This window comes from Amaricoccus tamworthensis (genome assembly GCF_049800875.1).
Classification (GTDB): Bacteria; Pseudomonadota; Alphaproteobacteria; order Rhodobacterales; family Rhodobacteraceae; genus Amaricoccus; species Amaricoccus tamworthensis.
Genome location: NZ_JBNAFV010000002.1, coordinates 209,024 through 234,818, shown reverse-complemented (window position 1 = coordinate 234,818; position 25,795 = coordinate 209,024). Strand labels below are relative to the sequence as shown.

The window sequence follows — 25,795 nt, the reverse complement described above, 5'->3', positions numbered from 1 at the left end:
GCGGGCACGGCGGGGCTGGGCCCCTTGTTCCGTGCCCGGGGAGCGGGTTCAGTGGTGGCGGACGAACCCCGCTCAACCGATGCTCCAAAACACAAAGGGGCCGCGCGGTTTCCCGGGCGGCCCCTTTTGCGGGTTGAAGGTGGGGGTCAGGAGACGGCTTCGGCGTTGACCCCGCCTTTCATGGCAATCTCGGTCATGCGGCGGTCGCCGTCATAGGTCTGGTCGAGGCATTTCTTCAGGACGGCGGCGTCTCCGTCGAGGCCGAGGCGGTTGGCGAAGGCGGCCAGGGTGCCGTAGCCTGCCAGCGCGTAGTGGACCATGCGCTGGTACTGCGGGATGATGGCGGCGTCGCGCACGTCCGGGTCGGTGATGTCGTCCGAGAGGCCGTGGGCGCGGGCTTCCTTCACGAGGCCTTCCATGCCCTTGCAGTGCTCGGCGTTCGGGTCGATGCCGTGATCGTTGCAGAGTTTTTCGATCTCGGCGATGCCGTCGGCGATGCCGTTGCCACCGTCGATCAGGGCTTCGGAAAGTTCTTTGTCACTGGCGGCGCGGCCAAGATCGTTCACGACGGACAGGGACTGCCTGTTGGCGCTCCAGATGTCCTGCAACTGGTCGAGATAAATGTCCTTGAGCGAGTTCATTGCCATGTCGGTGTCCTTTCGTGGTTCCGTTTGAGGTCCCAACGGCTGGCACGGTGGAAGGTTCCTTTGGGCGCGTCGATTTGCGTGTACCGGTGTGGGGTGACCGGGTGGTGGGTTCGGTCGTGGTCATGGTGGGGAGGGTTCAGTCGTTGGGGGGTTGTCTCACGCTTTGCTCCCGTAGGATCTGCCCCGAGGCGCGACGCGCCATGACCGGCTTTGGGAGGGCTCCGCCCCGGTTGTTCAGCGGGTGTCGTCTCAGTCACTGAAGCGATTGAGCGGTCGCCGACGTAGTGGATGCCCTCCCGGGGGGAAAGTCGGGCATGGCGTGTCGTGCCGACACGCCGGGAAGTTTGCTTGACCTGCGCCCCGCACCCGCGCCCTACCCCTCGGCGGCGATGCGGAGGAGGTACTGGCCGTATTCGGTTTTGAGGTAGGGCAGGGCGATTTCGCGCAGGTGGTCGGCGGTGATCCAACCGCGGGTGAAGGCGATTTCCTCGGGGCAGCCGATCTTGAGGTTCTGGCGGTCCTCGATGGTGCGCACGAAATTGCCTGCGTCGAGAAGGCTCGCATGGGTGCCGGTGTCGAGCCAGGCGTAGCCGCGGCCCATACGCTCGACCGTGAGGGTGCCCTCGGCGAGGTAGGAGTTGAGAAGCTCGGTGATTTCCAGCTCGCCGCGGGCGCTGGGTTTGACGGCCTTGGCGCGTTCGGGTGCCGTGCCGTCGAGCACGTAGATGCCGGTGACGGCGAAGTTGGATTTGGGCTTCTTGGGTTTTTCCTCGATGGAAATCACCTTGCCGGTTTTGTCGAATTCCACCACGCCGTAGCGTTCGGGGTCGGCCACGCGGTAGCCGAAGACCGTGCCGCCGGGGCCGCGGGAATTGGCGGAGTTCATCAGTTTGGGGATGTCCACGCCGAAGAATATGTTGTCGCCCAAAACCATGGTGGAGGGCGCGCCGTCGAGGAACTCCTCGGCCAGGATATAGGCCTGGGCGAGCCCCTCGGGTTTGGGCTGGACGATATAGGTGATGTCCATGCCCCATTGCGATCCGTCGCGCAGGAGGCGTTTGAACTGCTCCTGGTCGTCGGGGGTGGTGATCACGGCAACCTCGCGCAGACCGGCCAGCATCAGGACGGAAAGCGGGTAGTAGATCATGGGTTTGTCGTAGAGCGGCAGGAGCTGCTTCGACAGGGAATGGGTGATGGGATAAAGGCGCGTGCCGGAACCGCCCGCCAGAATGATGCCTTTGCGGGCTTTGGAGTTACCAGATACCATTTTACGCGGCCCCGTTCAGTTTTTGGATGACGTCCTCAAGGGCGGGACGCCAGTCAGGCTGTTTGATGCCGTAGACCTCCCGGATTTTGCTGCAGTCGAGCACGGAATTTTCCGGGCGTTTGGTTTTGGTGGGCCATTCCGATGAGGGGATGCCCTTCACGGAGGGGTTTTTCTCCCAGCCGGTGCGCTCGAAAATGGCGCTGGCGAAATCGGCCCAGCTGACGGCGGGCTGTCCCGCGAAATGGAAGATGCCGGAGACGCCGTCACCCTTGTCCCAGGCTTCCGCGATGTCCCAGAGCGCACCCGCGATGTCGTGGGCGGAGGTGGGACCGCCGAACTGGTCGTTGACCACGGTCAACTCGTCGCGCTGTGCGCCGTAGTGCAGCATGGTTTTCACGAAGTTTTTGCCGTGGGGCGAGAAGACCCAGGCGGTGCGCAGGATGACGTGATCGCCGCCGGCGGAAGCGACCTCGTTTTCGCCGTCGAGTTTGCTGGCGCCATAGACGCCGAGAGGCGCGGTCGGGTCGTCCTCTTTCTTCGGATCGCCGGGGGCGCCGTCAAAGACGTAGTCGGTGGAGATGTGCAGCAGCGGAATTTTCCGCATGGCCGCGGCGCGGGCCATAGTGCCGGGCGCGTTGCCGTTGACGGCGAAGGCCTCCTCGCTGTTGTCCTCGGCGTCGTCCACGGCCGTATAGGCGGCGGCGTTGACGATGATGTCGACATCGGCCTCGTGGATGCAGCGGGCGACCTCGGCGGCCTGGGTCAGGTGCACGGTCTGGCGGTCGACGGGCAGGACCTCGATGCCGCGATCCTGGGCGAGATCGAGAAGTTCGCGGCCGACCTGGCCGTTGGGGCCAAATACAAGTGCGCGCATCACTGACCCGCCTGTTTCAGGCCGAGACGTTCCTGGATGTGGCCGCGCTGCTGGATGGACTGCCACCAGGGGCGGTTTTCCAGATACCAGTCAACGGTGGCCTCCAGGCCCTCGTCGAGGGTTACGGACGGCTCCCAGCCAAGCTCGGCACGGATTTTGCTGGCGTCGATGGCGTAGCGGAAATCATGGCCGGGGCGGTCGGTGACGTATTCGATCAGATCCGCGTGCGGCGCGTTGTCCGGGTTGCGGGCGTCCATGAGGGCGCAGATTTTCCGCACGATCTCAATGTTTTGCGCCTCGGCATTGCCACCGATGTTGTAGCTTTCGCCGAGCTTGCCTTCCTGCGCCACCAAGAGAAGTGCGCGGGCGTGGTCGGTGACGAAGAGCCAGTCGCGGACGTTTTTGCCCTCGCCATAGACGGGGATTTTTTTGCCCGCGAGCGCGTTGAGGATCACCACGGGGATGAGTTTTTCGGGGAAGTGGAACGGCCCGTAATTGTTGGAGCAGTTCGAGAGTACCACAGGCAGGCCGTAGGTTTCGCCCCAGGCGCGCACGAGGTGGTCGCTGGAGGCTTTAGAGGCGCTGTAGGGCGAGTTCGGGTCGTAGGGAGTGGTTTCCGTGAAGAGTCCGGTGTCGCCAAGGGTTCCAAACACCTCGTCGGTGGAGATGTGGTGGAACCTGAAGTCGCGGGTGCCGGCCCAGTAGCTCCGCGCGGCCTCCAGAAGGGTGTAGGTGCCGACGATGTTGGTCTCGATGAAATCCGCCGGGCCGTCGATGGAGCGGTCCACGTGGCTCTCGGCGGCAAGGTGCATCACGATGTCGGGCTGGTGCTCGGCAAAGACGCGGTCGAGTTCGGGGCGGTCGCAGATGTTGACCTGCTCGAAAGCGTAGTTCGGGCTGTCCTCGACCGAGGCCACGTTGGGCAGGTTGGCGGCGTAGGTCAGGCAGTCGAGATTGACGACCTCGTGGCCGTCGGCGATGGCCTGGCGCACTACCGCGGAGCCGATGAAGCCCGCGCCGCCGGTTACCAGAAGTTTCATCAGTACTCTCCGTACTCGAATGGGGACTGCCAGTCGCGAAAGTTTTGAGCGGCGGCGTCCTTGGCGGACAGAACGGCGTCGGAGGGGTCGATGCCCCAGTCGATGCCGAGATCGGGGTCGTTCCAGGCCACGCCACCGTCGCTTGCGCCGTCATAGACGTTGTCGACCTTGTACATGACGAGCACGTCCGGGGTGAGCGTGACGAAGCCGTGGAGGAAACCGCGGGGGACGAGGATCTGGGCGCCGTTTTCGGCGGAAATTTCCTCGGCCACCCATTTTCCGTACCTGGGTGAGCCCTTGCGGGCGTCCACGGCGACATCGAGGATGGCGCCCTTGCCCACGCGGACCAGCTTGGTCTGGGCGAATGGCGGGGCCTGGTAATGCAGGCCGCGCAGTGTTCCTTTCGTCGCGGACAGGCTTTCATTGTCCTGGACGAAGTCAAAATCGAGGCCCTGTTCCGCCATGCGGGGGCGGCTCCAGGATTCGCAGAAATATCCCCGGTCGTCGCCAAACCGGCGCGGTGTGAGGACCTTTACTTCAGGTAGATCGGTTACTCGTACATCCATGTGGTCGGATTAGTCGATGTGGCGGTGCGGCGTCCAGTATCTTCGTGGTGAATCGGGACCGGCGTGGCGCATTTGCCCCTAGTTGCCGGAACCTTGGGCGATATTTCGCGTTTGGCTTGAGGTACGCCGCAAAAAAGGTACGATACCGGCAATAATAACGGGATGCGGGCAGCTCCATGCGGGACATTCACTATTCTCTGCTCACCGCCGGTCTGGCGGCGGGGGTCATGATCGCGACCGTACCATCGGCCGGGGCGTTCGAAATTTTTGGCGTCCAGCTCTGGGGCGGTGATGATGACGAGGACGAGATGGGCCGGATCGAGATTTCCGATCCCCTGCCCTATACCGTCACGATCCAGGCCACGGGTGTTGATGACGCGCAGAGCATTGTGGAATCCGCCTCCTCGCTGTGGAAGGACCGCGAGGAGCCTGCCGCGGGCAAGGCCGGGCTGGTATCCAAGGGCCGGGGAGATTACCGGCGCATCCTGTCGGCGTTTTATGCCGAAGGCTATTACGACACGGCGATCAGCATCGAGGCCAACGGGGCGGAGTTTTCCGACCTGACGCTGGGCTCTGACATTCCACCGAACACCAATGTCATGATCCGGGTGAATGCCGGTGGGCAGTTCACCTTCGGGCGTACGGAGGTCGAGAACGCGCCGGTGTTTGAGGATCCCGACCGGACGCCCGCCGCAGTGGGGTTTGAAACCGGTGAGGTGGCGATTGCCTCGGGGATTAGCGCGGCATCGGCCATAGCGGTTGAGGAATGGCGGCGGCAGTCACGGGCGAAGGCCCAGGAGATTGACCGGAGCATCACTGCCAACCACGAAACCCAACAGCTTGACGTTACGGTGACGCTGGACCCCGGTCCGGAGGTGCGCAACGGGCCGGTTTCGGCGCGCGGGAACACCCAGGTGGATGAGGAATTCATCATCTACATGACCGACCTTGAACAAGGCAAATCCTATAACCCGGAAGAGGTCACGGATGCGCGTAACCGTCTGGCGGATCTGGGGGTTTTCAGCTCCATCCGGCTCGAGGAGTCCGAGTATGTCGCGCAGAACGGTGAGATGCCCTATGTCATCACGGTTGAGGACATGGAGCGGCGCGGGATCGGGCTTGGCGGCACATATTCGACCATCGACGGGCTGGGTCTGTCGGCCTACTGGCTGCACCGCAACCTGTTTGGGCGGGCGGAACAGCTGAGGTTTGACGCGAGTATCGAGGGTCTGGGGACCACGAATAACTGGGAGGATTACGACTATAATTTCGGTGTGTCCTTCACCAAGCCGGGCATGTTCTCACCCAGGGCCACGGGGTATTCGTCGCTGGTGGCCAGTCAGCTGGACTATGAAAACTACCGGGAGACGTCCATTACTGCGCGGGCGGGTCTGAGCTGGGACCTGAACCGCTTTGCGACCGGTGATCTCTACGGGTTTGCGTCCAAATCGCGTTACAGGGATGATTTCGGGACGCGTGATTTTCTGACCTTCGGGCTTGAGGGCCGTGGCGAGTATGACCGGCGCGACAACGAGTTTGACGCGACGCGTGGGTATTACCTGCTCGCGACGCTGCAGCCGTTTTATGAGGCTGAGTACGGCAATACGGCCGTGCGGGGGACGCTGGAGGGGCGCATCTTCAAGGGGTTTGGCGAGGATGACCGCAAGGTGGTGCTGGCCGGGCGTGCGAAGGTCGGCAGCTTCTACGGCGCGCCGATTTCCGAAAGCCCGCCCGATCTGCTGTTCTTTGCCGGTGGCGGCGGTTCGGTCCGTGGTTACGAATACCAGTCGATCGGTGTTCAGCAGACGGATGCGGATGGCGACACGTTCACGACCGGTGGTCGAAGCCTGATGGAACTGTCGGGCGAGGTACGGTACAGGATCAATGACACGTTCGGCGCGGTTGCGTTTACCGATGCGGGTTATGTGGATACGGGGTCCGCCTTTGACGATGTGAGCGACCTGAAGGTCGGTACGGGTCTGGGCGTGCGTTACTATACGGGGTTTGGTCCGCTGCGGCTTGATGTGGCGGTACCTCTGGATAAAGATGAGGACGACGACGAGTTCGGCGTCTATATCGGGATCGGCCAGGCATTTTGAGACGGTTTGTTTCCATCGCTGGCGTATTGATGGTCGCCACCCTGGCGGTTCATGCGCAGACCAATCCTCCCACTGAGGGTGAGGAGGATAACGGGTTTCTGATCAATCTGATCCAGGAGAAAATTTCCGGACCGGGGCGGCACATCTCGATTGAGGGGGTCAGTGGTGCCCTGTCGTCGCAGGCCGAGATCGGGGCGCTGACCATTTCCGATGAGGAAGGTCCGTGGCTGCGTATCGAGGACGTGCAGCTGAACTGGAGCCGTCTGAAGCTTCTGGTGGGGAACCTGGAGGTCAATGAGCTTAGCGTGGGCACCATTGACTTCATGCGCAAGCCCATCCCGGTGGAGACCGCGCCGACGCTGAAGGCGAAGAAGGAGCCGTTTGCCCTGCCCGAGCTGCCGGTGTCGATTTTGCTCGAGTCGCTCGATATCGAAAGCATCGTGATTGCCGAGGAGGCCTTTGGCGAGGCGGCGGAACTGACCATGAACGGCAGTCTGCAGCTGGCGGACGGGAACCTTGATACGCGCATCGACGTGGACCGGCTCGATGAGCCTGGCGGGACGCTGGACGTGGTGGCGTCGTTTGAGAATGAAAACCGTATCCTGGGGCTGGACCTGGATTTCCAGTCTCCGGGCGGAGGGCTGGTTTCAGAGCTGCTGAACCTCGAGAACGATCCGGCCATTGACCTGACGGTTCAGGGCGAGGGTCCACTTGACAATGTGGATGTGACCTTTGGCCTCGACGCGGATGAGGAACAGCTGCTCGGCGGTCTGATCGCGCTGCGCGGGGTTGAGGACGGGCTGGGGTTTGACGTGGATGTCAGTGGTGGCGTGAGCCCGCTGATCCCGGCCGATTACCGGGAGTTTTTCGAGGGCAACACGGCCCTGACCGTCAGCGGCACGCAGAAAAGCGCGGGCGGTATCCGGGTGGACAGTCTCGATCTGGATGGTCCGGTTCTGCAGCTTGAGGGTCAGGCGGAAACCGGTGAGGACGGGTTCCTGCGCAGCCTGAACCTGTCGGGCATGGTGGGCGATCCGGCGGCGGAGGCGCTGGTTCTGCCGGTGCCGGGCGCGTCGACGCGTCTGAACTCGGCCACGATTTACGCGAATTACGGCACAGGCAGCCGCTGGGAGGGCTTTATCGTGCTCGACCGGCTGGAAGCGGCCGGGATTTCGGCGGAGGACATTACCCTGAAGCTGGGCGGTCTGGCGCAGGATCTGGACGACCCGGACCAGCGCAGTGTGACCGTGGCCCTGGAGGGTCTGGCCACCGGGCTTTATGCGGAAGACCCGGAGATTGCCGAGGCCATTGGCGACCGGCTCGATCTTTTTGCCGATGCGGCGATGCCCCCAGGCGGTCCGATGGAGCTGCGCCAGGTGCAGGCGTTTGGCAATGGTCTGTCGCTGTTTGCCTCCGGCGAGTGGGACCAGGAGGTGTTTGAAGGCAACCTGTCCGCGCGTCTGCCTGAGCTGGGCATTCTGTCAGGGCTGGCGAAGCGGCCGCTGGACGGGGGCGTGTCGCTCTATGCCTCGGGCAGCGTGACGCCAGGCGTTGGCGGGTTTGACCTGGCGCTGGATGGTGGCACCACGGATGTGACGATTGGCGATCCGCGCGTGGATGCCCTGATGGCCGGTGAAACGGAAATTTCCGGACGGCTGGTGCGCGATGAGGACGGGTTCCGGGCCGAGGATTTCGGCATTGAAAACAACCAGTTCAGCCTGGCCTCCGAGGGGCGGGCCTCCTCGACGGATACGGATATTGGCGTGGAGCTTCTGCTCACCGATCTGGGGCTTCTGGATGAGCGTGCGAGCGGGGAGCTGACCCTGACGGCCAATGCCGAGGGTGAGGGTTTCCCGGTTGACGTGACTGTTCAGGCTCTGCTGCCCGACGCCACGATCCTGGAGCGGCAGGTGTCGGATCTGGAACTGGGTTTTGACGGGGCCGTGGACGGCTCGACCGTGACCGGTGATCTGGAAGGTTCCGGTGAGCTGGATGACCTGCCGGTGGAACTGGCCGGGTCCGTGGATGCGGGGCCGTCGGAGCGTTCGGTTGAGGGGCTGCGCCTGGCCGTGGGGCCGTCGATCCTGACCGGTGACGTGCAAAACACGGTGGGTGAGCCCTATGAGGGCGCGCTGCGGTTCCGGTCGCCGGATATTGCGCCGCTGGCGGCCCTCGGTCTGATCGAGGCCGGTGGCGCGCTGCAGGCGGATGTGACGCTTGACCGGGCCGATACGGGCCAGGGCGTGGATGTGGAAGCCCAGGCGCGGGATCTCGCGGTGATGGGCAACACGGTCGACAGCCTCGACATGGACATGCGGGTGACCGATGCGCTGGCCGCGCCGATGGCCGATGGCACGGTCGCGGTGCGTGGTGTCAATGCGGGCGGGTTTGTGGTGACCTCGCTGGATCTGGAGGCCGAGCAGCTTGATCCGCAGGCGATGGCGGTGAGAGCGGATACGGAGCTTGAGATCGGCACGACCGCGAGCCTGGCCGGGCAGTTCGAGCGGGTCACGGACGGGTTTGCCATGACGCTCGACCAGCTGGCGATTGAGCATGACGCGGAGAGTGCGACCCTGGAGCAGCCGGCGACGGTGTCGATCGTGGACGGTGCGGTTTATCTCACGCCGCTGGCTCTGGATTTTGGCACCGGGCGGCTGGCCGCGGAAGGCCGGGTGGACGACAATCTTGATCTGGTGCTGGACGTGGATGACATGCCGGTGGCGCTGGCCAATGCGGTTGCGCCGGAACTTGGCCTGGAAGGCGTGCTGAACGGTACGGCTAACGTGTCGGGGCCGCGCAATACGCCGGTGATTGATTTTGACATCAGCGGTACCGGTCTGGCGGCGGCGGCGACGCGGAGCCAGGACCTGCCCGCACTCAACGTGCAGGCGCAGGGGCAGACCGAGGACGGGCTGCTGAACCTGGATGCGGCGCTCGATGCCGAGGGCGGGCTGGCCGCGAATGTGGACGGTGTTGTGCCGCTCGGTGAGGGTGAGCTGGACCTGTCCGCCGATCTGGCCGCCTTCCCCTTGCAGCTGATTGACCCGGCGATTGGCAATCAGGGCCTGCGCGGAACGGTGACCGGCACGGCGAGCGTGACGGGGCCCTTGAGCGCGCCGGAGGTGGTGTTCGATCTGGGCGCGGATGCGATCAGCACGACGCTGCTGCGCGAAAACGCCCTTCCCGACCTGTCGCTGGATGTTGCCGGGGGATTTGCCGACAACGCGGTGTCGCTGGACACCGCGGCCCTGTCCGGGCCGTTTGGACTGAATTTGAACGCCTCGGGCGTGGTGCCGTTTACCTCCGACGGGCTCGATCTGTCAGTGAATGGCGCGGTGCCGTTGCAGCTGGCGCGGCCGGTGCTGGCGAAGCGTGCGGCCTCGGCCACGGGGACGGTCAATCTCGATGCCACGGTGCAGGGCTCGCTGGCCGCGCCGCAGCTGGGGGGCAGTGTCAACCTGGCGGGCGGGACGTATACCGACCCGGAAGCGAACCTGAAGCTTGAGGATATCGTTCTGGCCGTGAACCTGGCCGGGGAGACCGTGAACCTGCAGCAGCTCTCGGCGCAGGTGACGCAGGGCGGGACGATCACGGGCCAGGGCACGATGTCGCTGGTGCCGCGCTCGGATCTGCCCACGCAGGCGGCGATTTCCTTCAACGACGTGCGGTATACCGATGGGGCCTTTGTGGCGACGCAGTTCTCGGGCGATCTGAACCTGGACGGTGATCTGCTCGGTCAGGCGGTTCTGTCAGGCGAGTTCAATCTGGGCAAAACCGATGTGTCGATCCCGGAAGGGTTTGGATCGAGCCTTGGGGTGGATCTGGAGGAGATTGTGCATCTGCGTCCGCCTGCCCGCGTGACGCAGACGCTGAACCGGGCGGAGGTCGGCGAACCCGCTCCGCGGCCGCAGTCGAGCGACGAGAACCTGATCCTGGACATTACGGTCAACGCGCCGAACCAGATTTTCATTCGCGGTCGCGGGCTCAATGCCGAGCTTGGCGGCGATGTGCAGATCACGGGCCCCGCCACGGATCCGCAGCCTGTGGGTGAGTTTGAACTGCGCCGGGGTGATATCAGCATCCTGACCCAGCGTATCGAGTTCACGCAAGGAGAGGTCACGCTGGACGGCAACCTTGATCCGCAGCTGGATTTTGTGGCTTCGACGGTGTCGGGTGACGTGACGGCGATGGTCAATGTGGAGGGGCGTGCCTCGGACCCGGACATTTCCTTTACCTCCTCGCCGGAACTGCCGGAGGATGAGGTTCTGTCACGGCTCCTGTTTAACCGCGCGAGCCAGGACCTGTCGCCCTTCCAGATCGCGCAGCTGGCCGCGGCGGCGGCGGAACTGGCCGGTGTGGGCGGCCCGGGCGTGATGAGCAACCTGCGCAGTGCCACGGGGCTCGACGACCTTGACGTGCTGACCGACGAGAGCGGTGCCACGGCGGTACGGGCGGGGAAATACATCTCGGATGACGTGTATTTCGACGTTCAGACCGACAGCGAGGGCGAAAGCCGCGCGGGCGTGGTTGTGGAACTGACCGACAACCTGGAGGCCGAAGGCTCGGTCGGCAGTGACGGCAACACGATCTTTGGGCTGTTTTTCAAGCACGACTACTGAGGGGTGCGGCCCGTCTGACGGAGGGCCTCGGGGACTGACGGCTGGATTTTTTGAAAGCCGGTGTTATCCTTGAGGTCTTTTGATCAGGTTGAAAAAGGCCGCACCCATGACAGGTTTGTCCGCTCGCACGCTTTCCAGGTTTCGCTTGGCCGTGGCGGCCGCAATGGTTTGGGGCGGAGCGTTGTGCGGGTCGGGGTCTGGGGTATCGGCGCAACAGCTTAACGTGACCGCGGGCCAGGCAACGGGTGTGGATCTCGTGGCGACCGCCCGGGCGGTGAGCATGCGGGATATTTATGCGCGCTCGCTTTATCTGCATATCCGGGCCAATCCGACGAAACTGGATGATCCGACATTCTATGCGAATTTCGTGATTTTCCTGCTCAAGGAATCCCCGGATTTCAATTGTGAAAAGGCCTTTGCGAACGAGTTTGAAAAGCGGGATTTTTTCACTCAGGCTTTCGCCATCAAGCCGCAGATCGCCGCGGCGGTAAATGGCGTTACCATTCCCCAGCGGTTTGACATCGCGTTCTCGATCCAGACCGGGAATTACGACTTTACCACCGCTACCCTGCCCTTTGCGGATGTGGCCACGGTGGGGGCCAGGAATGAGTTGAGTACGCGGGTTTCCGAGAGCAACCAGACGCAGTATTGCGCGAGGACTGTTTTGAGCGGCACGGAGGTTTCGTCACGGGAGTTTCCGTGGTCCTTCGATGTTGTAACCGAGGGGGAAGATCAGCGCTCCTATGGTGGCAACGGCAAGTTCTTTCCGTTTGGCGGGTCCATGAACCTGTCGGACTCGGATGCGCGTATTCTGTTTGAGCGGTTTGGACGGAAGCTCTACGCCATCGTCAGCTACAGCGTTCTGGCCGCGAATGACGGGCGCGCGTTGTTGCAGATCATTCCCACGGACGGGCAGATGTTTGGCCTGGCGGCGGATGCGGTGGTGCGGGTCAAGACCCATGCCCATCCGACCCTGAGCCAGGTGAACTACCTCGATTTCAGCAATCCGCTGCATCTTTCGATTCCCGCCATTGGCCTGACCGCCGACACGCGGTTTGAGCAGGACGGGTTCCGGGCGGTTGGCAAGGGTACGTCGCGCACGCGGGGCACGGGGATTACCGCGGGTCAGGTGTTGCCGGTGAGTGGCTCGGCCGCGGTGGGGAACTCGTCCTTCGTGGTGCGCCTGGCGACGGGTCCGGCCTATGCGCCGAAATACCTCACCCTGTTTGGTGACGTGGATTTTGAGAAGGTCACGGGCACATCCGTGCCGGTGTCGGGGGTCGTCGAGGTGATTGACCCCTCGGATGCGGACCGTCAGGCGCTGAACCACCGGAATTTCACGGCCTTTACCGGATCGTTCAGTCCGGGTGGCGAAACGCGGCCGGAACCGGCCGCGCCATCCTCGAAGCTGGATCAGTCGTCAATTATACCGACGACCGATCCCGCGGAGGCGGAAACCGCCAACTGACTTAAGGTCAGTTGATCGGGGTGTCGGCCGGGACAACCGGCTGGCTGCCATCCTGGGGAAGCACCACGTTGATTGCGGCCTCACCGCCCTGCTGCGCGGTCGGGTTCACCGGTGCGGCGATTGCGGCGGCCGCGGCGGGCTGCTGTTCAGGCGTTCCCGCGAAGATGTCGAGGGATGACTGTGGCTGTGCCGCCTGCTGGACAACCGCGCCGCCTTGCCCCTGCTGGGGTGCGGTGGCCGGGTTGGTTGTGGCAAAGAGCGGCGCTGGCTGCTGGCCCTGGCCGGTATTGGCGTAGACGTCATTGGCGCCTGGAACCACCTGCGGCTGCTGCACGGGCTGCTGCTGGAACTGGCCGTTGGCGGCCGGGTTCTGAACGGGCTGTCCGGGCTGGGCAAACGGGTTGTTGGTTTGCGGAGCGACGACCTGTTGCGGCTGCGGCGTGGCGAACACGCCGTTGTTTGGAGCGGCCACGTTTTGCTGCTGCTGCGGGTTGCCAAAGACCTGCTGGCCACCGGGCTGAACGAAAGTGTTGGGGTTCTGCTGCTGGTAGCCCTGCTGGAACTGGTTGCCTGGGCGGCTCGCGGCGATCATCGCGGCTTCCTGATGGATGTAGGGCGGCAGCTGCATGCCCGCAGCCATGGCGGCGAGCTGGAGCGCCTCAACGGGAGCGGTCATCTGCGGGTTGCGGTTCTGGCTCAGAAGGAAGCTCTGAACGCCATGCGCGGTGGCGCCACCAGCCAGACCATCGATCCGTCCGTGATAGTAGCCCAGCCGCTGCAGGCTCTGCTGCAGCATCACGACCTCATTGGGCTGAAGGTTGCGCTGGGTGACCACGGCGGGTGTCCCCATGCCGTTGGTGTATCCGATCAGCGCGACATACTGCGCGCGGGTCAGTAGCCCGGTGGCGGCCTCACCCCGGGAGGCCTGAAACTGCGAGATTGCGTTGCGGCTGCGCGGGCCGAGGGCGCCGTCGACGACACCCACGTTGTAGCCGAGACCGTTGAGGGATGTCTGGATCTGCATCCGTTCAGTGCGGGTGTACTGGTCGTTGATGGTCGGCTGCCGGGTTACGGTCCTTTTGGGTTGCCGCTGCTGCTGCACGCGCTGCTGTTTGCTGTTGTTTATGGTCTGGTTGATGATAGCGCCGACGACGCCACCGGCGATTGCATCACCGAGATCGGCCGACGCGGTGGTTGGAACAGCCATGGCGAGTGATACCGCCAGTCCAACTGAAAGCCCTGATTTTCTCATCTGTCCTCCAACTGTCGCAATCGCAACAATATCTTCGTTATCAACCTGCCCTGGGCCTCCCACCCGCTGTTTCCCAACTGAAATACCTGGAAATGGAAACGGCGGGTCAACTGCAGGGCAGCTGCGGACGGAGCATCAGGCCTAATCTAAAATATAAGTCTAACATCGGGCGCAGGATTCTTCCAGTTTGAGTTACAGTTTGTTTGAATTGGGAAAAAACGGGCGCAAACACCGGAAATATATTGCGTTTTACTGCTGCGGTACGGCGCGGTTACGGCAGGTTTTTAAGGGGTTTTGGCCGCCGGTCGTGCGGGAATGGCACGGCTGTTTCAGGGGAAACGGGCCTGCTTTTCAGGGGTCCCCGGCGGTGGTTGGCCGGTCGAAAATTTTTTGTTTTTGGCTTTGTTGACATCCGGTGAGGAACCCGGCATCCATTACCCGACTTAAAAAGTCAGATTAATGACAACGCCGAAAACTGGGGATACCGACATGTTTAAAACCACCCGCGTCGCCTGTCTGACCGCATTGATGGGGCTGACGCCGGCGATGGCCGCATGGGCGCAGGAGGTCAATATTTATTCCTCCCGCCACTACGACACCGACGACGCCCTGTATGAGGCTTTCACGGAAGCCACCGGGATTGAGGTGAACCGTCTGGAAGGTGAGGCCGATGAGCTGATCGCGCGCATCCAGGCTGAGGGCGACAACAGCCCGGCGGACATCATCCTGACCGTGGATATCGGACGCATCTGGCGTGCGGACAGCGCGGGGCTTCTGCAGCCGGTGGAATCAGAAGTGCTCAACGAGCGGATTCCGGAGAACCTGCGCCATCCCGAAGGCCACTGGTTTGGTCTGTCACAGCGCGCACGGCTGATTTTCTATGCGAAAGACCGGCTGGACAATCCGCCGATGACCTATGCGGACCTCGCCGATCCGGAGTATGACGACAAGATCTGCATCCGCTCCTCCACCAACATCTACAACCTGTCGCTGCTCGCGTCGATCGTGGCGAACCAGGGTGAGGAGAAGGCCCAGGAATGGGCGGCCGGTGTTGTGGAGAACATGGCGCGTGATCCGGAAGGTGGCGACACCGACCAGCTGCGCGGCATCGTGTCCGGCGCCTGCGACATTGCGGTGGCCAACAGCTACTACTTCGCCCGCGCGCTTGGCAGTGACGTTGAGGGTCTGACCGGCTCCACCGACCAGATTGGTGTGGTGTTCCCCGATCAGGACGGCAACGGCACCCATGTGAACGTGGCCGCGGCCGGTGTGGCGGTGAACGCGCCGAACCGGGACAACGCGATTGCGTTCCTGGAGTGGCTGACGACGCCCGCCGCCCAGAGCCACTTCGCCGACCAGAACAACGAGTTCCCGGTGGTTGAGGGTGTTGAGACCGGTGAGGTTGCGGCCTCTCTGGGTGAGTTCAGGGCGGACAGCCTGAACCTGAACGCGCTTGGCGAAAACCAGGCCAAGGCGCAGGAAATCTTCAACGCGGTTGGCTTCCAGTAGGGCCAAACCTGCCACACATTCCCGCTTTGAGCGGCCCGCCGGGGAGACCGGCGGGCCGTTTTTATTTGGGAATTCAGGGGGTAAGTGAAATTGTCGTACATCGAATTGGTGAGGTTTATTTGGCTCAAACATCCATCCTAAAGGACTAATTGTTCGAATCCCCCATTTGCCCAAATATTTGAGGCACGAAAATTAATAACAAGGGGGAGATTATTTATGGGACTTTTGAGTTCACTGTTTGGAGGTGGCGCGGAGGAGGTCAAACCCGCACCGCCGCCCGCACCGCCGCAGCCGAAATATACGCATGTGAAGATCCATCCGGCGGTGGATGGTGGGGTGAAGCCTGCGGCGGAGGGATTTGCCGGTGGGACGCTGACCTGCAAATGTGCTGACACTCCCGTGACGGTGACGATTTCGGCGCAGACGGCGCATAACCATGTGTGTGGCTGCTCGAAATGCTGGAAGCCGGAGGGTGCGGTTTTCTCGCAGGTGGCCGTGGTGGGCCGGGACAATGTGGCCGTGAGCTCGGGTGAGGAGAAGCTGCATGTAATTGACACCTCGGCCGCCATTCAGAGGCATGCCTGCCGGGAGTGTGGCGTGCACATGTATGGGCGGATCGAGGATGACGGTCATCCGTTTTACGGGCTCGATTTCGTGCATACGGAGCTGTCGGACAAAAGCGGCTGGTCGCCGGCGGAGTTTGCGGCATTTGTCTCGTCGATCATTGAGTCCGGGTATGATCCGGCAAAAATGGATGAGGTGCGCGGGCGGCTGCGGGAACTGGGGCTGGAGCCCTATGACTGTCTGTCGCCGCCTTTGATGGACCTTATTGCGGCGCATGTGGCGAAGAGCCGGCAGGCGGCGGGCTGAACGCGGCCCTGCGGCGTCGGAGCTGTCAGACCCAGGCGTCGTGTTCGGTCAGGGGAGAGCGGAAATCGTCCCGTGGGCGCAGGCGGAACCGGGTGCCGGTGCGGGAGGCGGAGAGCATCCGGTCGCAGCGGAAGGTGCGCGGCTGGTCCCGGAGGTGATCATGGGCCAGCACGTACCAGACCGGGTAGTTCAGCAGGAGGTAATGGGGCTCGATCTCGCGCCCGGAGGCGGTGCCGTCCTCGCGGGCGTAGCGGATGCGCAGGGTTTCCTGGTCCATGAAGGCCTGGTGCAGCGCGCGGACAACGCGCGGCGGTGGGCTGGTAAAATCGGCCTGGACGTAAGTGGAGGCGGTGACGCCGATCAGGATGCGCGATTTCAGGCGGTTTACGCGGTTGCGTTTCTCCGGGGAAAACGACGCGGCAAGCTGGCGGCGGACGGAGCCGAGGCCCGCAAGGAAAATCGGTGAGTTCATCTGCTCGGCCACGGCGATGCTGATAAGCAGGTCGACGGCCTCGGAATAGTCGAGATTGAGGCGACCGACGCCCCAGTTGCGGTCGAGGCGGACGCCACCGCCGCGGCCACGGTCGGCGTCGAGCGGCATCCCCTGCTCCCGCATTAATGCCAGGTCACGGGCGACGGTGCGCTGGCTGACGCCGTGTTCGCGTGCGAGATCGCTGATGGTGCAGTGGCCGTCCTGTTTGAGGCGGACGGCGAGGCGTTCGAGGCGGTGGAGTCTGCCGTTGGCGTCAGATCGGGTCATCAAACAAACAGGACATAAACTGTCATGTTTGGCAATATCAGCATGGCGACCGGCGATGATGCCGGTGCCATGGAGATGACCGCATGAAAATGAACTACTTCGTATTTGGGACCACCGACATGGAGGCGTCGGTCCGGTTTTATGACGCGCTGTTTGAGGGCGCAGGGGTGAGCCGCGTCGCACCGACGGAGCGGATGACCTACTGGCTCGGGGAGGATTTTGCCTTTGCCGTGGCAAAGCCATTCGACGGCGAGGCGGCCAGCGCCGGGAATGGCACGATGGTGGGGTTTGATATGGGATCGCAGGACGGGGTTCGGCGCAGCCACGGGCTGGCGCTGGAACTGGGAGGCAGTTGTGAGGGCGCGCCGGGTCCGCGGGGGCCGAAATTTTCGGCCTATGTGCGTGATCCGGACGGGAACAAGATCTGTTTTTCGGCCTGAGGTGGAACGGGGCCAGGGCTGTGCGCGGATTTTGCTTTACGGCGGTCGCGGGTTGTGGCTCCGTCGCCCTGTCGTCGGAGAGGTGATTTCATGGATATTCAGGTCTGGCTTGGTTTTGTGGCGGCGTCGACCGCGCTTCTTCTGATTCCCGGGCCGACGGTTCTGCTGGTCCTGAGCTATGCCATGAGCCAGGGCAAACGTGTGGCGCTCGCGACGGCGGGCGGTGTGGCGCTGGGGGATCTGATTGCCATGTCCGCGTCGCTGGCGGGGCTTGGGGCGCTGGTTCTGGCCTCGGCTACGCTGTTTACCGTGCTCAAATGGGTCGGAGCGGTGTACCTGGTGTATCTGGGCGTGAAGCTCTTTCGCAGTGCGCCGAAGGCCGCGCTGGGGGATCTGGAGCGGGTGACGGAGACACGGGCGTCAAGCGTGTTTGGCCATGCGGCGGCGGTGACGGCCCTGAACCCGAAATCCATCGCGTTTTTCATCGCCTTCGTGCCGCAGTTCGTGGCGGTGGAGCGCCCCCTCCTGCCCCAGTTTGTCATTCTGGTGGCGACCTTTGTGGGCCTGGCGGCGGTGAATGCGCTGGCCTATGCGCTGCTGGCGGACCGGCTGCGGGCGAGGATTTCGCGGCCTTCGGTTCTGGCCGGGATTTCCCGGCTGGGAGGCGGTGCGCTGATCGCCATGGGCTGTGCGACGGCCCTGGCCCGGCGGGCCTGAAGCGCCCCGGGCCGGATTGGTCGGAGAGAGCCCTTCATTTGTAAGATGGTTAACAGTGCGCGGGAGCGCCGCGTACTAAATTCGTCCTCGCTGGACCGCTCCGGGATGATCCCGGTGCGTGTACCAGGGTTTGAGGAAGGATATTTGAATGGCGACTTTTTTTGGAAGCGACAACGCTGACACCATCACGCCGGAGTTTGTGTCGGGCTGGATTTCCCCGTCACCCGCCGGTTCCACACCGGGGAATGGCACGGACTACATTTTTGCCGCGGATGGCCATGACAGCCTGGATGGAGGAGGTGGCAACGACCTGATTACCGGAGGCGAAGGTAACGACACCATCCGGGGCGGCGCGGGCGCTGACAGCCTGATGGGCGGCGACGGAAACGACATCATCTACAACGACGAATCCGTGTATCTTGCCGACAGGTATCATGACGAGGTGTACGGCGGTGCCGGAAACGACCTGATCCATGCTTTTGGTGCGGGCTCATATTTCGGTCAGGAAAACAATGACCGGTTCATCGTCAAACCCGTCACTGGTGCAGGCCAGCAGCTTTTTCATGGTGGTTCGGGAAGAGATACCCTGGATTTCAGCACGACGCATATTTTCACGGACATCAATTTGGGAACGCGGGAGGTGTCCACGCCGAACCTGAACTTTTCCCATATTGAGAATGTCGTGGGGAACTACCTGGCCAACCGTATCACGGGGGATTTTAATAACAACGAACTCAGCGGAGACGGTGGAGCGGACACAATCGACGGTGGCGACGGTCTGGACACGATCTCCGGGGGCAGCGGATTCGATGTGATCTATGGCGGCAACGGGTCCGATGAGATACGTGGCGGCGCCGATAATGACGTACTTTATGCGAACAGGCCGGGTGTCATGCTGGGTGGATTTGACGATGTCCGTGGCGGTGGTGGCGATGACATTCTGATCTCGAGCGGCGCAGGGACCTATGTAGGAGGAAGCGGGAACGATAATTTTATCTGCTTCGCGGAAGATAATTCGCAGCACCTTTTTGGCGGCGATGGAGTCGACACGCTGCAAATGGGTGATCTTACCGCGGATACGGTCATTAACCTTACGACCGGTTACACCAACGTGGCGTGGCTTTGGTTCAACGGGATCGAAGATCTTGTGATTGGCCAACACCTCGATGGGGGCGACAACCGGCTCTACGGTTCGTCCGTTGACAACCGTCTGGTCAGCGGCGGCGGCAATGATACCATTTATGGATACGGTGGCGACGATGAACTGCTTGGCGGACGCGGCGACGATACGCTGGTGGGCGGGAATGGTGACGACCGACTGGTGGGTTCCCACGGAAACGACTGGCTGCGCGGTGGCCAGGGTGCCGATGTCCTGGAGGGCGGGATCGGATCAGACCGGTTCGATTTCAACATGGGCACGGAGTCACAGGGCTGGGACCATGACAGGATCGTGGGTTTCGACGGGGCAGGATCCGCGTATGGTGACACGATCGATCTCTTCGGTATCGATGCCAACATCGGTGTTTCGGGAAATCAGGCCTTCGAGTTTCTGGGGGCCGTGTCGGATTCGCAGGGGCTGTCGCATGGGGCGGGTCATCTGTGGACGGTGAACACCGGTGGCAACACCTATGTGCGCGGCAACGTGGATGGGGACCGGTTCCTGGAACTGACGATTTTGATTGAGGACGGGGCCGGTACGTCGGCCTCGGATTATGAACGGTCGGACTTTATTCTCTGATCCACTGGCGCACCCTGCCCCGGTTTCGGGTAGGGTGCGTCCCTGGGGACCTGGGGTTCAGGCAGTAAGGACCGCGATGGCGCCGAAGATCAGGGCCGAGAGGAGTGCCGCGGCGGGGACCGTGATGATCCAGGCGGCGACGATGGTCATGAAGTGGGAGCGGCGCACGAGTTTGCGGCGTCGGCGTTCCTCGCGGGCCAGGTGGCCGGTTTCCGGAACCGCCTGTTTCAGGGCCTTCATGCGCCGTTCCGTGTACCACTCGCGGAAGAAACCAACGCCGAAGATGCCGCCCACGGCGATGTGGGTGGAACTGACCGGGAGGCCGAGCCAGCTGGCGAAGATCACGGTGACGGCGGCGGAGAGTGCGACGCAGTAGGCGCGCATGGGGTTGAGTTTAGTGATCTGGTTGCCGACCACGCGGATCAGGCGCGGGCCGAACAGGAAGAGGCCGATCGAGATGCCGAACGCCCCGATCATCATGACCCAGACGGGGATGTTGAAGCTGTCCACGAACTGGCCGCTGCGCGAGGCGTCGACGATGGCGGCAAGAGGCCCGACGGCGTTTGCCACGTCATTGGCGCCATGGGCAAAACTCAGCATCGCTGCGGAGACGATCAGCGGGATCGCGAACAGCGTTTTGAGCGATTTGTTGCGGTTCTCCAGCCCCTGGGACTGACGCCGGATTACGGGGATCATGATGAGCCAGCACGCCATGCCAACGGCCAGACCGAGGCCCAGCGTAGCGGCGGTGGAGATTTTCAGGACGTTTTTGAGGCCCTTCATGGCGAGATAGGCGGCGAAGGCCCCTGCCATGATGCCGACCAGCACCGGAACCCAGCGGCGGGCGGCGGCGATTTTGTCGTCCTGAAAGATGATGCGGTCCTTGATGAACCACAGGAACAGGGCCGCGATGACGCCGCCCAGCAACGGTGAGATAACCCAGCTGGCGGCAATCAGGCCCATCTGTGCCCAGTCGACGGAGGCAAACCCGGCGGCGGCGATGCCCGCGCCCATCACCCCGCCGACGACGGAATGGGTGGTGGAGACCGGCGCGCCGACCCACGTGGCGAGGTTCACCCAGAGCGCGGAGGACAGGAGTGCGGCCATCATGGCCCAGATGAACACCCGAGCGGAGCCGAGGCTGTTGGGGTCGATGATGCCCTTGGCGATGGTGGAGACCACGTCGCCGCCCGCCAGCAGGGCCCCTGCGGTTTCGCAGACCGCCGCGATGGCAATGGCCCCGCCCATGGTAAGCGCGTTGGCGCCCACCGCCGGTCCCATGTTGTTGGCAACGTCATTGGCCCCGATATTGAGCGCCATATAGGCCCCGAAAGCGGCGGCCAGAACGATCAGGAGGGTGTTGTTCTGATCCCCGAAGGCCAGAACGGCGAAGAGTGCCACGGCCACGACGAAGAGGAAGGCGATGCCCTTGCCGACGACGGGACGGCCCACGAAACCGGCGGCCTGCTCAAGCGTCGTGATGCGGCCGAGGTCGCGGTCGAGAGTGTCGAAATGTTTGGGGTCGAAGTCCCTGTCCGGCATGCCCGCCCTTGAATTTTGGTGGGTCTACCTACCTGGCGGGACCGCGGGTTTCAATCAGAATTGGGCGAGGATGTCGCGAAGCTCGGGCTCGTCCACCATGGTGGCGGCCTCCTGCGGCGTGACCCATTTGCGGGTGCGCTGGTGCGCCTCGGGGTAGTCCTCCTCCAGGGAGACGACGCGGACGGGGTAGACCATCGTGGTGACCGGGATGGACCAGTCGCCCTTGAGGCCTTTTTCGTAGGAGTAGCTGCCGACGGGTTCATCGGCGGGGATGCCGACGCGGACGCCCGCCTCCTCCCAGGCCTCTGTCAGGGCGGCGCCGGCGGAATCCTTGCCGTCCATGGGCCAGCCCTTGGGGATGATCCAGCGGCCGGTATCGCGGCTGGTGATCAGCAGGACTTTGCGGTGGGGTCCCTCAACGTCATAGCAGAGCGCGGCAAACTGGACCCTGTCGGGCCGTTTGAGCATTGGCTGAACGTATTCGGTCCAGACGGACCTGAGCTGGGATGACATTCTTTAAACCTGCCTAACTTTTATTAATTTTAGATTACCCCACATACGACATTAATGCAAACTGCACACGTGTGCGAGATAACAAGTGACCCCCTCACGACATGTTGCGATGGCATTTGTTACGGGCGGTGTTCACGTGAACATGTCAATGAAAACATGTGGTTGTTTTTCACGGGACGCATTGCGCCGGACGGTGTGACCGGGCCCGGATTTGTGAAGCAGCCCACAGAAGGCGTTAACCGTACCGATTATGTACGGGCTCATGCCGGTCCAGGCGGAATTTGTGAGGTCTGACCGGCATGTGACGGTGACCTGATTCCCAGGGGCCGGTTTTTGAGAGGATATTTCATGGCTTATTTTAACGGCACGTTTGGTGCGGACAGAATTACGACCACGGGTGTGTCTGCGGGAGTGACCGCGAATCCGGTTGGATCGCGGCCAGGTGATGGAGGTGACATTATCCTTGGTCAGGGTGGCGATGATTACCTGAGCGGCGGGGGCGGCAACGACCTGATTATGGGGGGTTGGGGAAATGACGCCATTTTTGGTGGCGCAGGTGCGGACAACCTTCACGGCGGAGATGGAGATGACGTGATTTATAACGCGTCAACCCTTACCGATGCCGTCATCGGGCTCGATTATGTTTATGGCGGCAACGGCAATGACACGATTTATGCGTCGGGGTTCGGTTCATTCGAAGGAAATGCCGGTGACGATACTTTTATTGTGCGACCGTCACTTTTGACCGGGCTGTTCGGGATCAGCGGCGGTACGGGTACCGACACGCTGGATTTCAGCCAAACCCAATACTTTCACACCATTGATCTTGCGACACGCGAGGTGTCGACACCAAACCTTGTGTTTGGACAGATCGAAAACGTCATCGGAAACAACTTCGCCAACCGCATCACGGGGGACGCGAATGATAACGAATTACACGGTAACGGTGGCCGGGACACGATTGATGGGGGTGACGGCGACAACAGGCTGTTTGGCGGAAGTGGCGGCGATGTCATTTATGGCGGCAACGGGCACGACCTGATCGAAGGCGGATCAGGGGACGACATTTTGTTTGGATCAGCTCCAGGCAGTGCGCCCTGGGCCTGGGACGTTGTTTATGGCGATGGCGGCAATGACATCATACAATCGAGCGGTTTCGGACGCTATTATGGCGGATCGGGTGACGATTATTTCGTTGTCGAAGAGGCGTGGGACCAGACGGTTTGGGGTGGCAGTGGAACCGACACGCTGCGATTGAACGGCGGGGGCAGAAACACCGAAATCAACCTCGGGACAGGTTACAGTAACGTCGATGAACTGACATTTTACAGTATCGAGAATCTCAACATCAGCAATGAACTCTACGGTGGAAATGACATTGTCAGAGGAAGTGACGGGGACAACGATATCAGGACCGGAAATGGCGTCGATGTTATCTTTGGCGAGGACGGTAACGATCATCTCTGGGGAGGGCGTGATCGTGACGTGCTTTATGGCGATGATGGCAACGACACGCTGGATGGGGGTGACGGCAACGACAATCTGAAGGGCGGACTGGGTGCTGATGTGCTGGATGGAGGAAGTGGCGACGACCGTTTTATATTTGGGCGGCGGGTTGAGGAGTCCCAGGGTTGGACCCACGACACGATCCTCGGATTTGATGGCGCGGGAGATGCCGAAGGTGATACAATTGGCCTAAACGACATTGACGCCGACACGACCCTTGCCGGGAACCAGGCATTTGTCTTTTTGGGTGCGGTGTCGGATGCGACGGGTATGTCGTATGGCGCGGGGCATCTTTGGACCGTCAATACGGGCTCAAATACCTATGTGCGCGGGAATGTTGATGGCGACGACTTCCTTGAACTGACGATCCTGATTGAGGATGGCGCCGATGCGACAGCGTCGGATTACACCGCGGACGATTTCTTCCTTTAAGATCACGATCACCCGTCCGGCCCCCGGGCCGGACGGGATGGCGGCGGTGCCATATCACCCGGTGCCGCCATCGGGAAGGCCGGTGGGGACGGCGGTGGGGAGTTTGGGGCGTTTTTGGCCGCCGGCGATGCGGCGGCAGACCATGATCACGGGCAGAAGGCCGATGGCGACGATGGCGAGGCTGGGGACCGCGGCCTCGTTTAGGCGTTCGTCGGAGGCGAGGCGGTGGGCCTGGACGGCGAGGGTGTCAAAGCCGAAGGGGCGCATGATGAGCGTGGCGGGCAGTTCCTTCATCACGTCCACGAACACGATCAGCATGGCGGAAAGGATGCTGCCCTTCAGGATGGGCAGGTGGACCTGGAACAGGAGGCCCGGCGGGGTGCGGCCGAGTGTGCGGGCGGCGGCGTCTATGGTGGGGCTGACGGAGGAGAGGCCCGCGTCGAGCGTGTTGAGCCCTGCGGCCATGAAGCGAGCCATGCAGGCGACCACGAGGAGCCAGATCGAGCCGGTGAACAGGAGACCGGTGGAGATGCCGAAAGCGGCCTCCATCCAGTCGTCGATGAGGTTGTCGAGGGCCGCGAAGGGCACGAGCAGGCCCACCGCAATGACGCCGCCCGGCACGGAGTAGCCAAGCCCCGCGAGCATGGTCATGGTGCGGCTGGACCGGCCAGGGTGGAGGCGACCGCGGAAGGTGATGAGAAGCGCGCAGGTGACGGTTAGGAGGGCTGCGGATCCGGCCAGGAGAAGCGAATCCGCCACAAACCCCTGGTAGCGCGGGTGCAGGATGCTCTGGCCCGAGACCACGGCCATTTTGGTGAGGATGATTACGGGCAGCAGGAAGCCGACCAGCACCGGCAGGAAGCAGAAGAAGGTCATGCACCAGCCCTGGAGGCCCGTGACCTCCATGCGGGAGAACAGCCCCTGCCCCCCGCCCCGGCCATGGGATTTGGCCTGTCCGCGCTGGATGCGCTCAAGGAAGGCCAGCAGCAGCGCGAAGGCGAGCAGGCAGAGCGCGAGCTGGGCCGCGGCGGCGCGGTTGCCCATGGAGAACCAGGCCTGGTAGATGCCGGTGGAGAAGGTCTGCACGGAGAAATGCGCGACCGTGCCGTAATCCGCGATGGTTTCCATGATGACGAGCAGCACGCCGCCCACGATGGCCGGACGGGCCATGGGCAGGCTGACGCGGAAAAACGACTGCCACGGGCCCTTGCCCAGGGTGCGGGATGCAAGCCAGGCTGACGCCGTCTGCTGCGCGAAGGCGGTGCGGGCGAGCAGGTAGACATACGGGTAAAGCACGCAGATCAGCATGATTGCCGCACCAGGCAGTGAGCGGATATTGGGGAACCAGTAGTCCCGCGGCCCCCATCCGGTGACGGCGCGCAGGGCGGTCTGCACGGCGCCGGGATGCGAGAGCAGATCGGTATAGGCGTAGGCCAGCACGTAGGCCGGAAACGCGAGCGGCAGGACGAGCAGGACCTCGAAGAGACGGGAGCCTGGGAAGCGGTACATGGTGACCATCCAGGCCGCGCCGGTGCCCACGGCGGCCGCGCCCAGCGCCACGAGGCTCACGAGCATCAGAGTGTTGGCGACATAGCCCGGCAGAACGGTTGCGACGAGACCGCGCCAGGTGGTCAGGTCGCCGGACAGGGCCGCGAGCATTGCGGCCACGATGGGCGCAAGGCAGATCAGGGCTGCGGCCCATGCGGCTGAATTGAGTATTCTGGCGCCCAAAATCCCGTCCCTGGGTGGAAAGACCGGTTGGGATTAGCGCCCGCAAGCGGTCAGGACAAGGCGGGTGCGCTCAAATGTGACCGGTTATGGGTCGGGGTCGGTGGTTGCTGGGGCGTCTGCGAGTGTTTCAGCCGTTGGTGTGGAGCCGTGCCAGCACAGGCCCTTGCGGACCGGACCGGCGCTGGCACGGCGGGGTTGAAGCCCG

The 25,795-nt window shown here is 62.7% G+C and carries 19 protein-coding genes; 9 read left to right on the top strand and 10 right to left on the bottom strand.

Going from position 1 to position 25,795, the window contains the following annotated elements:
• Nucleotides 1–146 precede the first annotated feature (146 nt).
• The 5 genes from ACP15P_RS05510 to rfbC all read right to left on the bottom strand — a co-directional run bounded on the left by ACP15P_RS05510 (nucleotide 147) and on the right by rfbC (nucleotide 4,394).
• Complete coding sequence (locus tag ACP15P_RS05510) at nucleotides 147–647, bottom strand: ferritin-like domain-containing protein (protein WP_424927506.1); 501 nt, start codon at nucleotides 645–647, stop codon at nucleotides 147–149.
• Nucleotides 648–1,020: 373 nt separating this feature from the next.
• A complete protein-coding gene (gene rfbA, locus ACP15P_RS05505; protein WP_424927505.1) occupies nucleotides 1,021–1,914 on the bottom strand; it encodes a glucose-1-phosphate thymidylyltransferase RfbA in 894 nt (297 codons plus the stop codon).
• Nucleotide 1,915: 1 nt separating this feature from the next.
• The gene (rfbD, locus tag ACP15P_RS05500) at nucleotides 1,916–2,788 is read right to left on the bottom strand and encodes a dTDP-4-dehydrorhamnose reductase (RefSeq protein ID WP_424927504.1); all 873 of its coding nucleotides are present in this window, start codon (nucleotides 2,786–2,788) and stop codon (nucleotides 1,916–1,918) included.
• The gene (rfbB, locus tag ACP15P_RS05495; RefSeq protein ID WP_424927503.1) at nucleotides 2,788–3,828 is read right to left on the bottom strand and encodes a dTDP-glucose 4,6-dehydratase; all 1,041 of its coding nucleotides are present in this window, start codon (nucleotides 3,826–3,828) and stop codon (nucleotides 2,788–2,790) included. Before rfbB ends, rfbD begins: the two co-directional genes overlap by 1 nt.
• Nucleotides 3,828–4,394, bottom strand: coding sequence for a dTDP-4-dehydrorhamnose 3,5-epimerase (gene rfbC / locus ACP15P_RS05490; RefSeq protein WP_424927502.1), 567 nt, complete (start codon nucleotides 4,392–4,394; stop codon nucleotides 3,828–3,830). The genes rfbB and rfbC overlap by 1 nt, the downstream gene beginning before the upstream one ends.
• Nucleotides 4,395–4,570: 176 nt before the next feature.
• Here rfbC and ACP15P_RS05485 point away from each other — a divergent pair, with 176 nt between their 5' ends.
• From ACP15P_RS05485 to ACP15P_RS05475, 3 genes are all read left to right on the top strand, one after another.
• Complete coding sequence (locus tag ACP15P_RS05485; protein ID WP_424927501.1) at nucleotides 4,571–6,493, top strand: autotransporter assembly complex protein TamA; 1,923 nt, start codon at nucleotides 4,571–4,573, stop codon at nucleotides 6,491–6,493.
• On the top strand, nucleotides 6,490–11,112 hold the full coding sequence (locus ACP15P_RS05480; protein WP_424927500.1) for a translocation/assembly module TamB domain-containing protein: 4,623 nt from the start codon (nucleotides 6,490–6,492) through the stop codon (nucleotides 11,110–11,112). The genes ACP15P_RS05485 and ACP15P_RS05480 overlap by 4 nt, the downstream gene beginning before the upstream one ends.
• 106 nt (nucleotides 11,113–11,218) lie before the next feature.
• On the top strand, nucleotides 11,219–12,580 hold the full coding sequence (locus ACP15P_RS05475; protein ID WP_424927499.1) for a hypothetical protein: 1,362 nt from the start codon (nucleotides 11,219–11,221) through the stop codon (nucleotides 12,578–12,580).
• A 7-nt stretch (nucleotides 12,581–12,587) separates the two neighbouring features.
• Here the strand turns inward: ACP15P_RS05475 and ACP15P_RS05470 are convergent, their stop codons facing one another.
• Complete coding sequence (locus ACP15P_RS05470; RefSeq protein WP_424927498.1) at nucleotides 12,588–13,832, bottom strand: peptidoglycan-binding domain-containing protein; 1,245 nt, start codon at nucleotides 13,830–13,832, stop codon at nucleotides 12,588–12,590.
• A gap of 489 nt (nucleotides 13,833–14,321) precedes the next feature.
• Here ACP15P_RS05470 and ACP15P_RS05465 point away from each other — a divergent pair, with 489 nt between their 5' ends.
• Nucleotides 14,322–15,341 (top strand): extracellular solute-binding protein, encoded by a 1,020-nt coding sequence (locus ACP15P_RS05465; RefSeq protein ID WP_424927497.1) that lies wholly within the window; start codon nucleotides 14,322–14,324, stop codon nucleotides 15,339–15,341.
• A 216-nt stretch (nucleotides 15,342–15,557) separates the two neighbouring features.
• The gene (gfa, locus tag ACP15P_RS05460; RefSeq protein ID WP_424927496.1) at nucleotides 15,558–16,211 is read left to right on the top strand and encodes an S-(hydroxymethyl)glutathione synthase; all 654 of its coding nucleotides are present in this window, start codon (nucleotides 15,558–15,560) and stop codon (nucleotides 16,209–16,211) included.
• Nucleotides 16,212–16,236: 25 nt separating this feature from the next.
• On the opposite strand, the gene ACP15P_RS05455 is transcribed toward gfa, so the two are convergent.
• Nucleotides 16,237–16,971, bottom strand: coding sequence for a helix-turn-helix transcriptional regulator (locus tag ACP15P_RS05455; RefSeq protein ID WP_424927495.1), 735 nt, complete (start codon nucleotides 16,969–16,971; stop codon nucleotides 16,237–16,239).
• Nucleotides 16,972–17,054: 83 nt separating this feature from the next.
• Between ACP15P_RS05455 and ACP15P_RS05450 the strand changes: the two genes are divergently transcribed.
• The 3 genes from ACP15P_RS05450 (at nucleotide 17,055) to ACP15P_RS05440 (ending at nucleotide 19,866) form a co-directional block, all read left to right on the top strand.
• Nucleotides 17,055–17,411, top strand: a complete 357-nt coding sequence (locus tag ACP15P_RS05450) for a VOC family protein (RefSeq protein WP_424927494.1) — start codon at nucleotides 17,055–17,057, stop codon at nucleotides 17,409–17,411.
• A 90-nt stretch (nucleotides 17,412–17,501) separates the two neighbouring features.
• A complete protein-coding gene (locus tag ACP15P_RS05445) occupies nucleotides 17,502–18,128 on the top strand; it encodes a LysE family translocator (protein WP_424927493.1) in 627 nt (208 codons plus the stop codon).
• A gap of 148 nt (nucleotides 18,129–18,276) precedes the next feature.
• Nucleotides 18,277–19,866 carry a calcium-binding protein gene (locus tag ACP15P_RS05440; RefSeq protein WP_424927492.1) on the top strand — a complete coding sequence of 530 codons (1,590 nt, stop codon included), beginning with the start codon at nucleotides 18,277–18,279 and terminating at the stop codon, nucleotides 19,864–19,866.
• A 57-nt stretch (nucleotides 19,867–19,923) separates the two neighbouring features.
• On the opposite strand, the gene ACP15P_RS05435 is transcribed toward ACP15P_RS05440, so the two are convergent.
• The gene (locus ACP15P_RS05435) at nucleotides 19,924–21,408 is read right to left on the bottom strand and encodes an inorganic phosphate transporter (protein ID WP_424927491.1); all 1,485 of its coding nucleotides are present in this window, start codon (nucleotides 21,406–21,408) and stop codon (nucleotides 19,924–19,926) included.
• Between the two features lie 54 nt (nucleotides 21,409–21,462).
• A complete protein-coding gene (locus ACP15P_RS05430) occupies nucleotides 21,463–21,921 on the bottom strand; it encodes an NUDIX hydrolase (RefSeq protein WP_424927490.1) in 459 nt (152 codons plus the stop codon).
• 348 nt (nucleotides 21,922–22,269) lie between these two features.
• On the opposite strand from ACP15P_RS05430, the gene ACP15P_RS05425 reads away from it, so the two are divergent.
• Entirely contained in the window at nucleotides 22,270–23,859 is a 1,590-nt protein-coding gene (locus ACP15P_RS05425) for a calcium-binding protein (protein ID WP_424927489.1), read from the top strand.
• 54 nt (nucleotides 23,860–23,913) lie between these two features.
• On the opposite strand, the gene ACP15P_RS05420 is transcribed toward ACP15P_RS05425, so the two are convergent.
• The gene (locus ACP15P_RS05420; protein WP_424927488.1) at nucleotides 23,914–25,590 is read right to left on the bottom strand and encodes an ABC transporter permease; all 1,677 of its coding nucleotides are present in this window, start codon (nucleotides 25,588–25,590) and stop codon (nucleotides 23,914–23,916) included.
• Nucleotides 25,591–25,795: the final 205 nt, after the last annotated feature.

Bases quoted from the DNA above. Each gene is read 5' to 3' on its own strand.
- ACP15P_RS05475 (WP_424927499.1), top strand. From the start codon at position 11,219: ATGACAGGTTTGTCCGCTCGCACGCTTTCCAGGTTTCGCTTGGCCGTG.
- rfbC (WP_424927502.1), bottom strand. From the start codon at position 4,394: ATGGATGTACGAGTAACCGATCTACCTGAAGTAAAGGTCCTCACACCG.
- ACP15P_RS05435 (WP_424927491.1), bottom strand. From the start codon at position 21,408: ATGCCGGACAGGGACTTCGACCCCAAACATTTCGACACTCTCGACCGC.
- ACP15P_RS05470 (WP_424927498.1), bottom strand. From the start codon at position 13,832: ATGAGAAAATCAGGGCTTTCAGTTGGACTGGCGGTATCACTCGCCATG.
- ACP15P_RS05510 (WP_424927506.1), bottom strand. From the start codon at position 647: ATGGCAATGAACTCGCTCAAGGACATTTATCTCGACCAGTTGCAGGAC.
- ACP15P_RS05465 (WP_424927497.1), top strand. From the start codon at position 14,322: ATGTTTAAAACCACCCGCGTCGCCTGTCTGACCGCATTGATGGGGCTG.
- ACP15P_RS05445 (WP_424927493.1), top strand. From the start codon at position 17,502: ATGGATATTCAGGTCTGGCTTGGTTTTGTGGCGGCGTCGACCGCGCTT.
- ACP15P_RS05425 (WP_424927489.1), top strand. From the start codon at position 22,270: ATGGCTTATTTTAACGGCACGTTTGGTGCGGACAGAATTACGACCACG.
- ACP15P_RS05485 (WP_424927501.1), top strand. From the start codon at position 4,571: ATGCGGGACATTCACTATTCTCTGCTCACCGCCGGTCTGGCGGCGGGG.
- rfbD (WP_424927504.1), bottom strand. From the start codon at position 2,788: ATGCGCGCACTTGTATTTGGCCCCAACGGCCAGGTCGGCCGCGAACTT.
- ACP15P_RS05450 (WP_424927494.1), top strand. From the start codon at position 17,055: ATGAAAATGAACTACTTCGTATTTGGGACCACCGACATGGAGGCGTCG.
- ACP15P_RS05430 (WP_424927490.1), bottom strand. From the start codon at position 21,921: ATGTCATCCCAGCTCAGGTCCGTCTGGACCGAATACGTTCAGCCAATG.
- ACP15P_RS05455 (WP_424927495.1), bottom strand. From the start codon at position 16,971: ATGACCCGATCTGACGCCAACGGCAGACTCCACCGCCTCGAACGCCTC.
- ACP15P_RS05440 (WP_424927492.1), top strand. From the start codon at position 18,277: ATGGCGACTTTTTTTGGAAGCGACAACGCTGACACCATCACGCCGGAG.
- rfbA (WP_424927505.1), bottom strand. From the start codon at position 1,914: ATGGTATCTGGTAACTCCAAAGCCCGCAAAGGCATCATTCTGGCGGGC.
- rfbB (WP_424927503.1), bottom strand. From the start codon at position 3,828: ATGAAACTTCTGGTAACCGGCGGCGCGGGCTTCATCGGCTCCGCGGTA.
- gfa (WP_424927496.1), top strand. From the start codon at position 15,558: ATGGGACTTTTGAGTTCACTGTTTGGAGGTGGCGCGGAGGAGGTCAAA.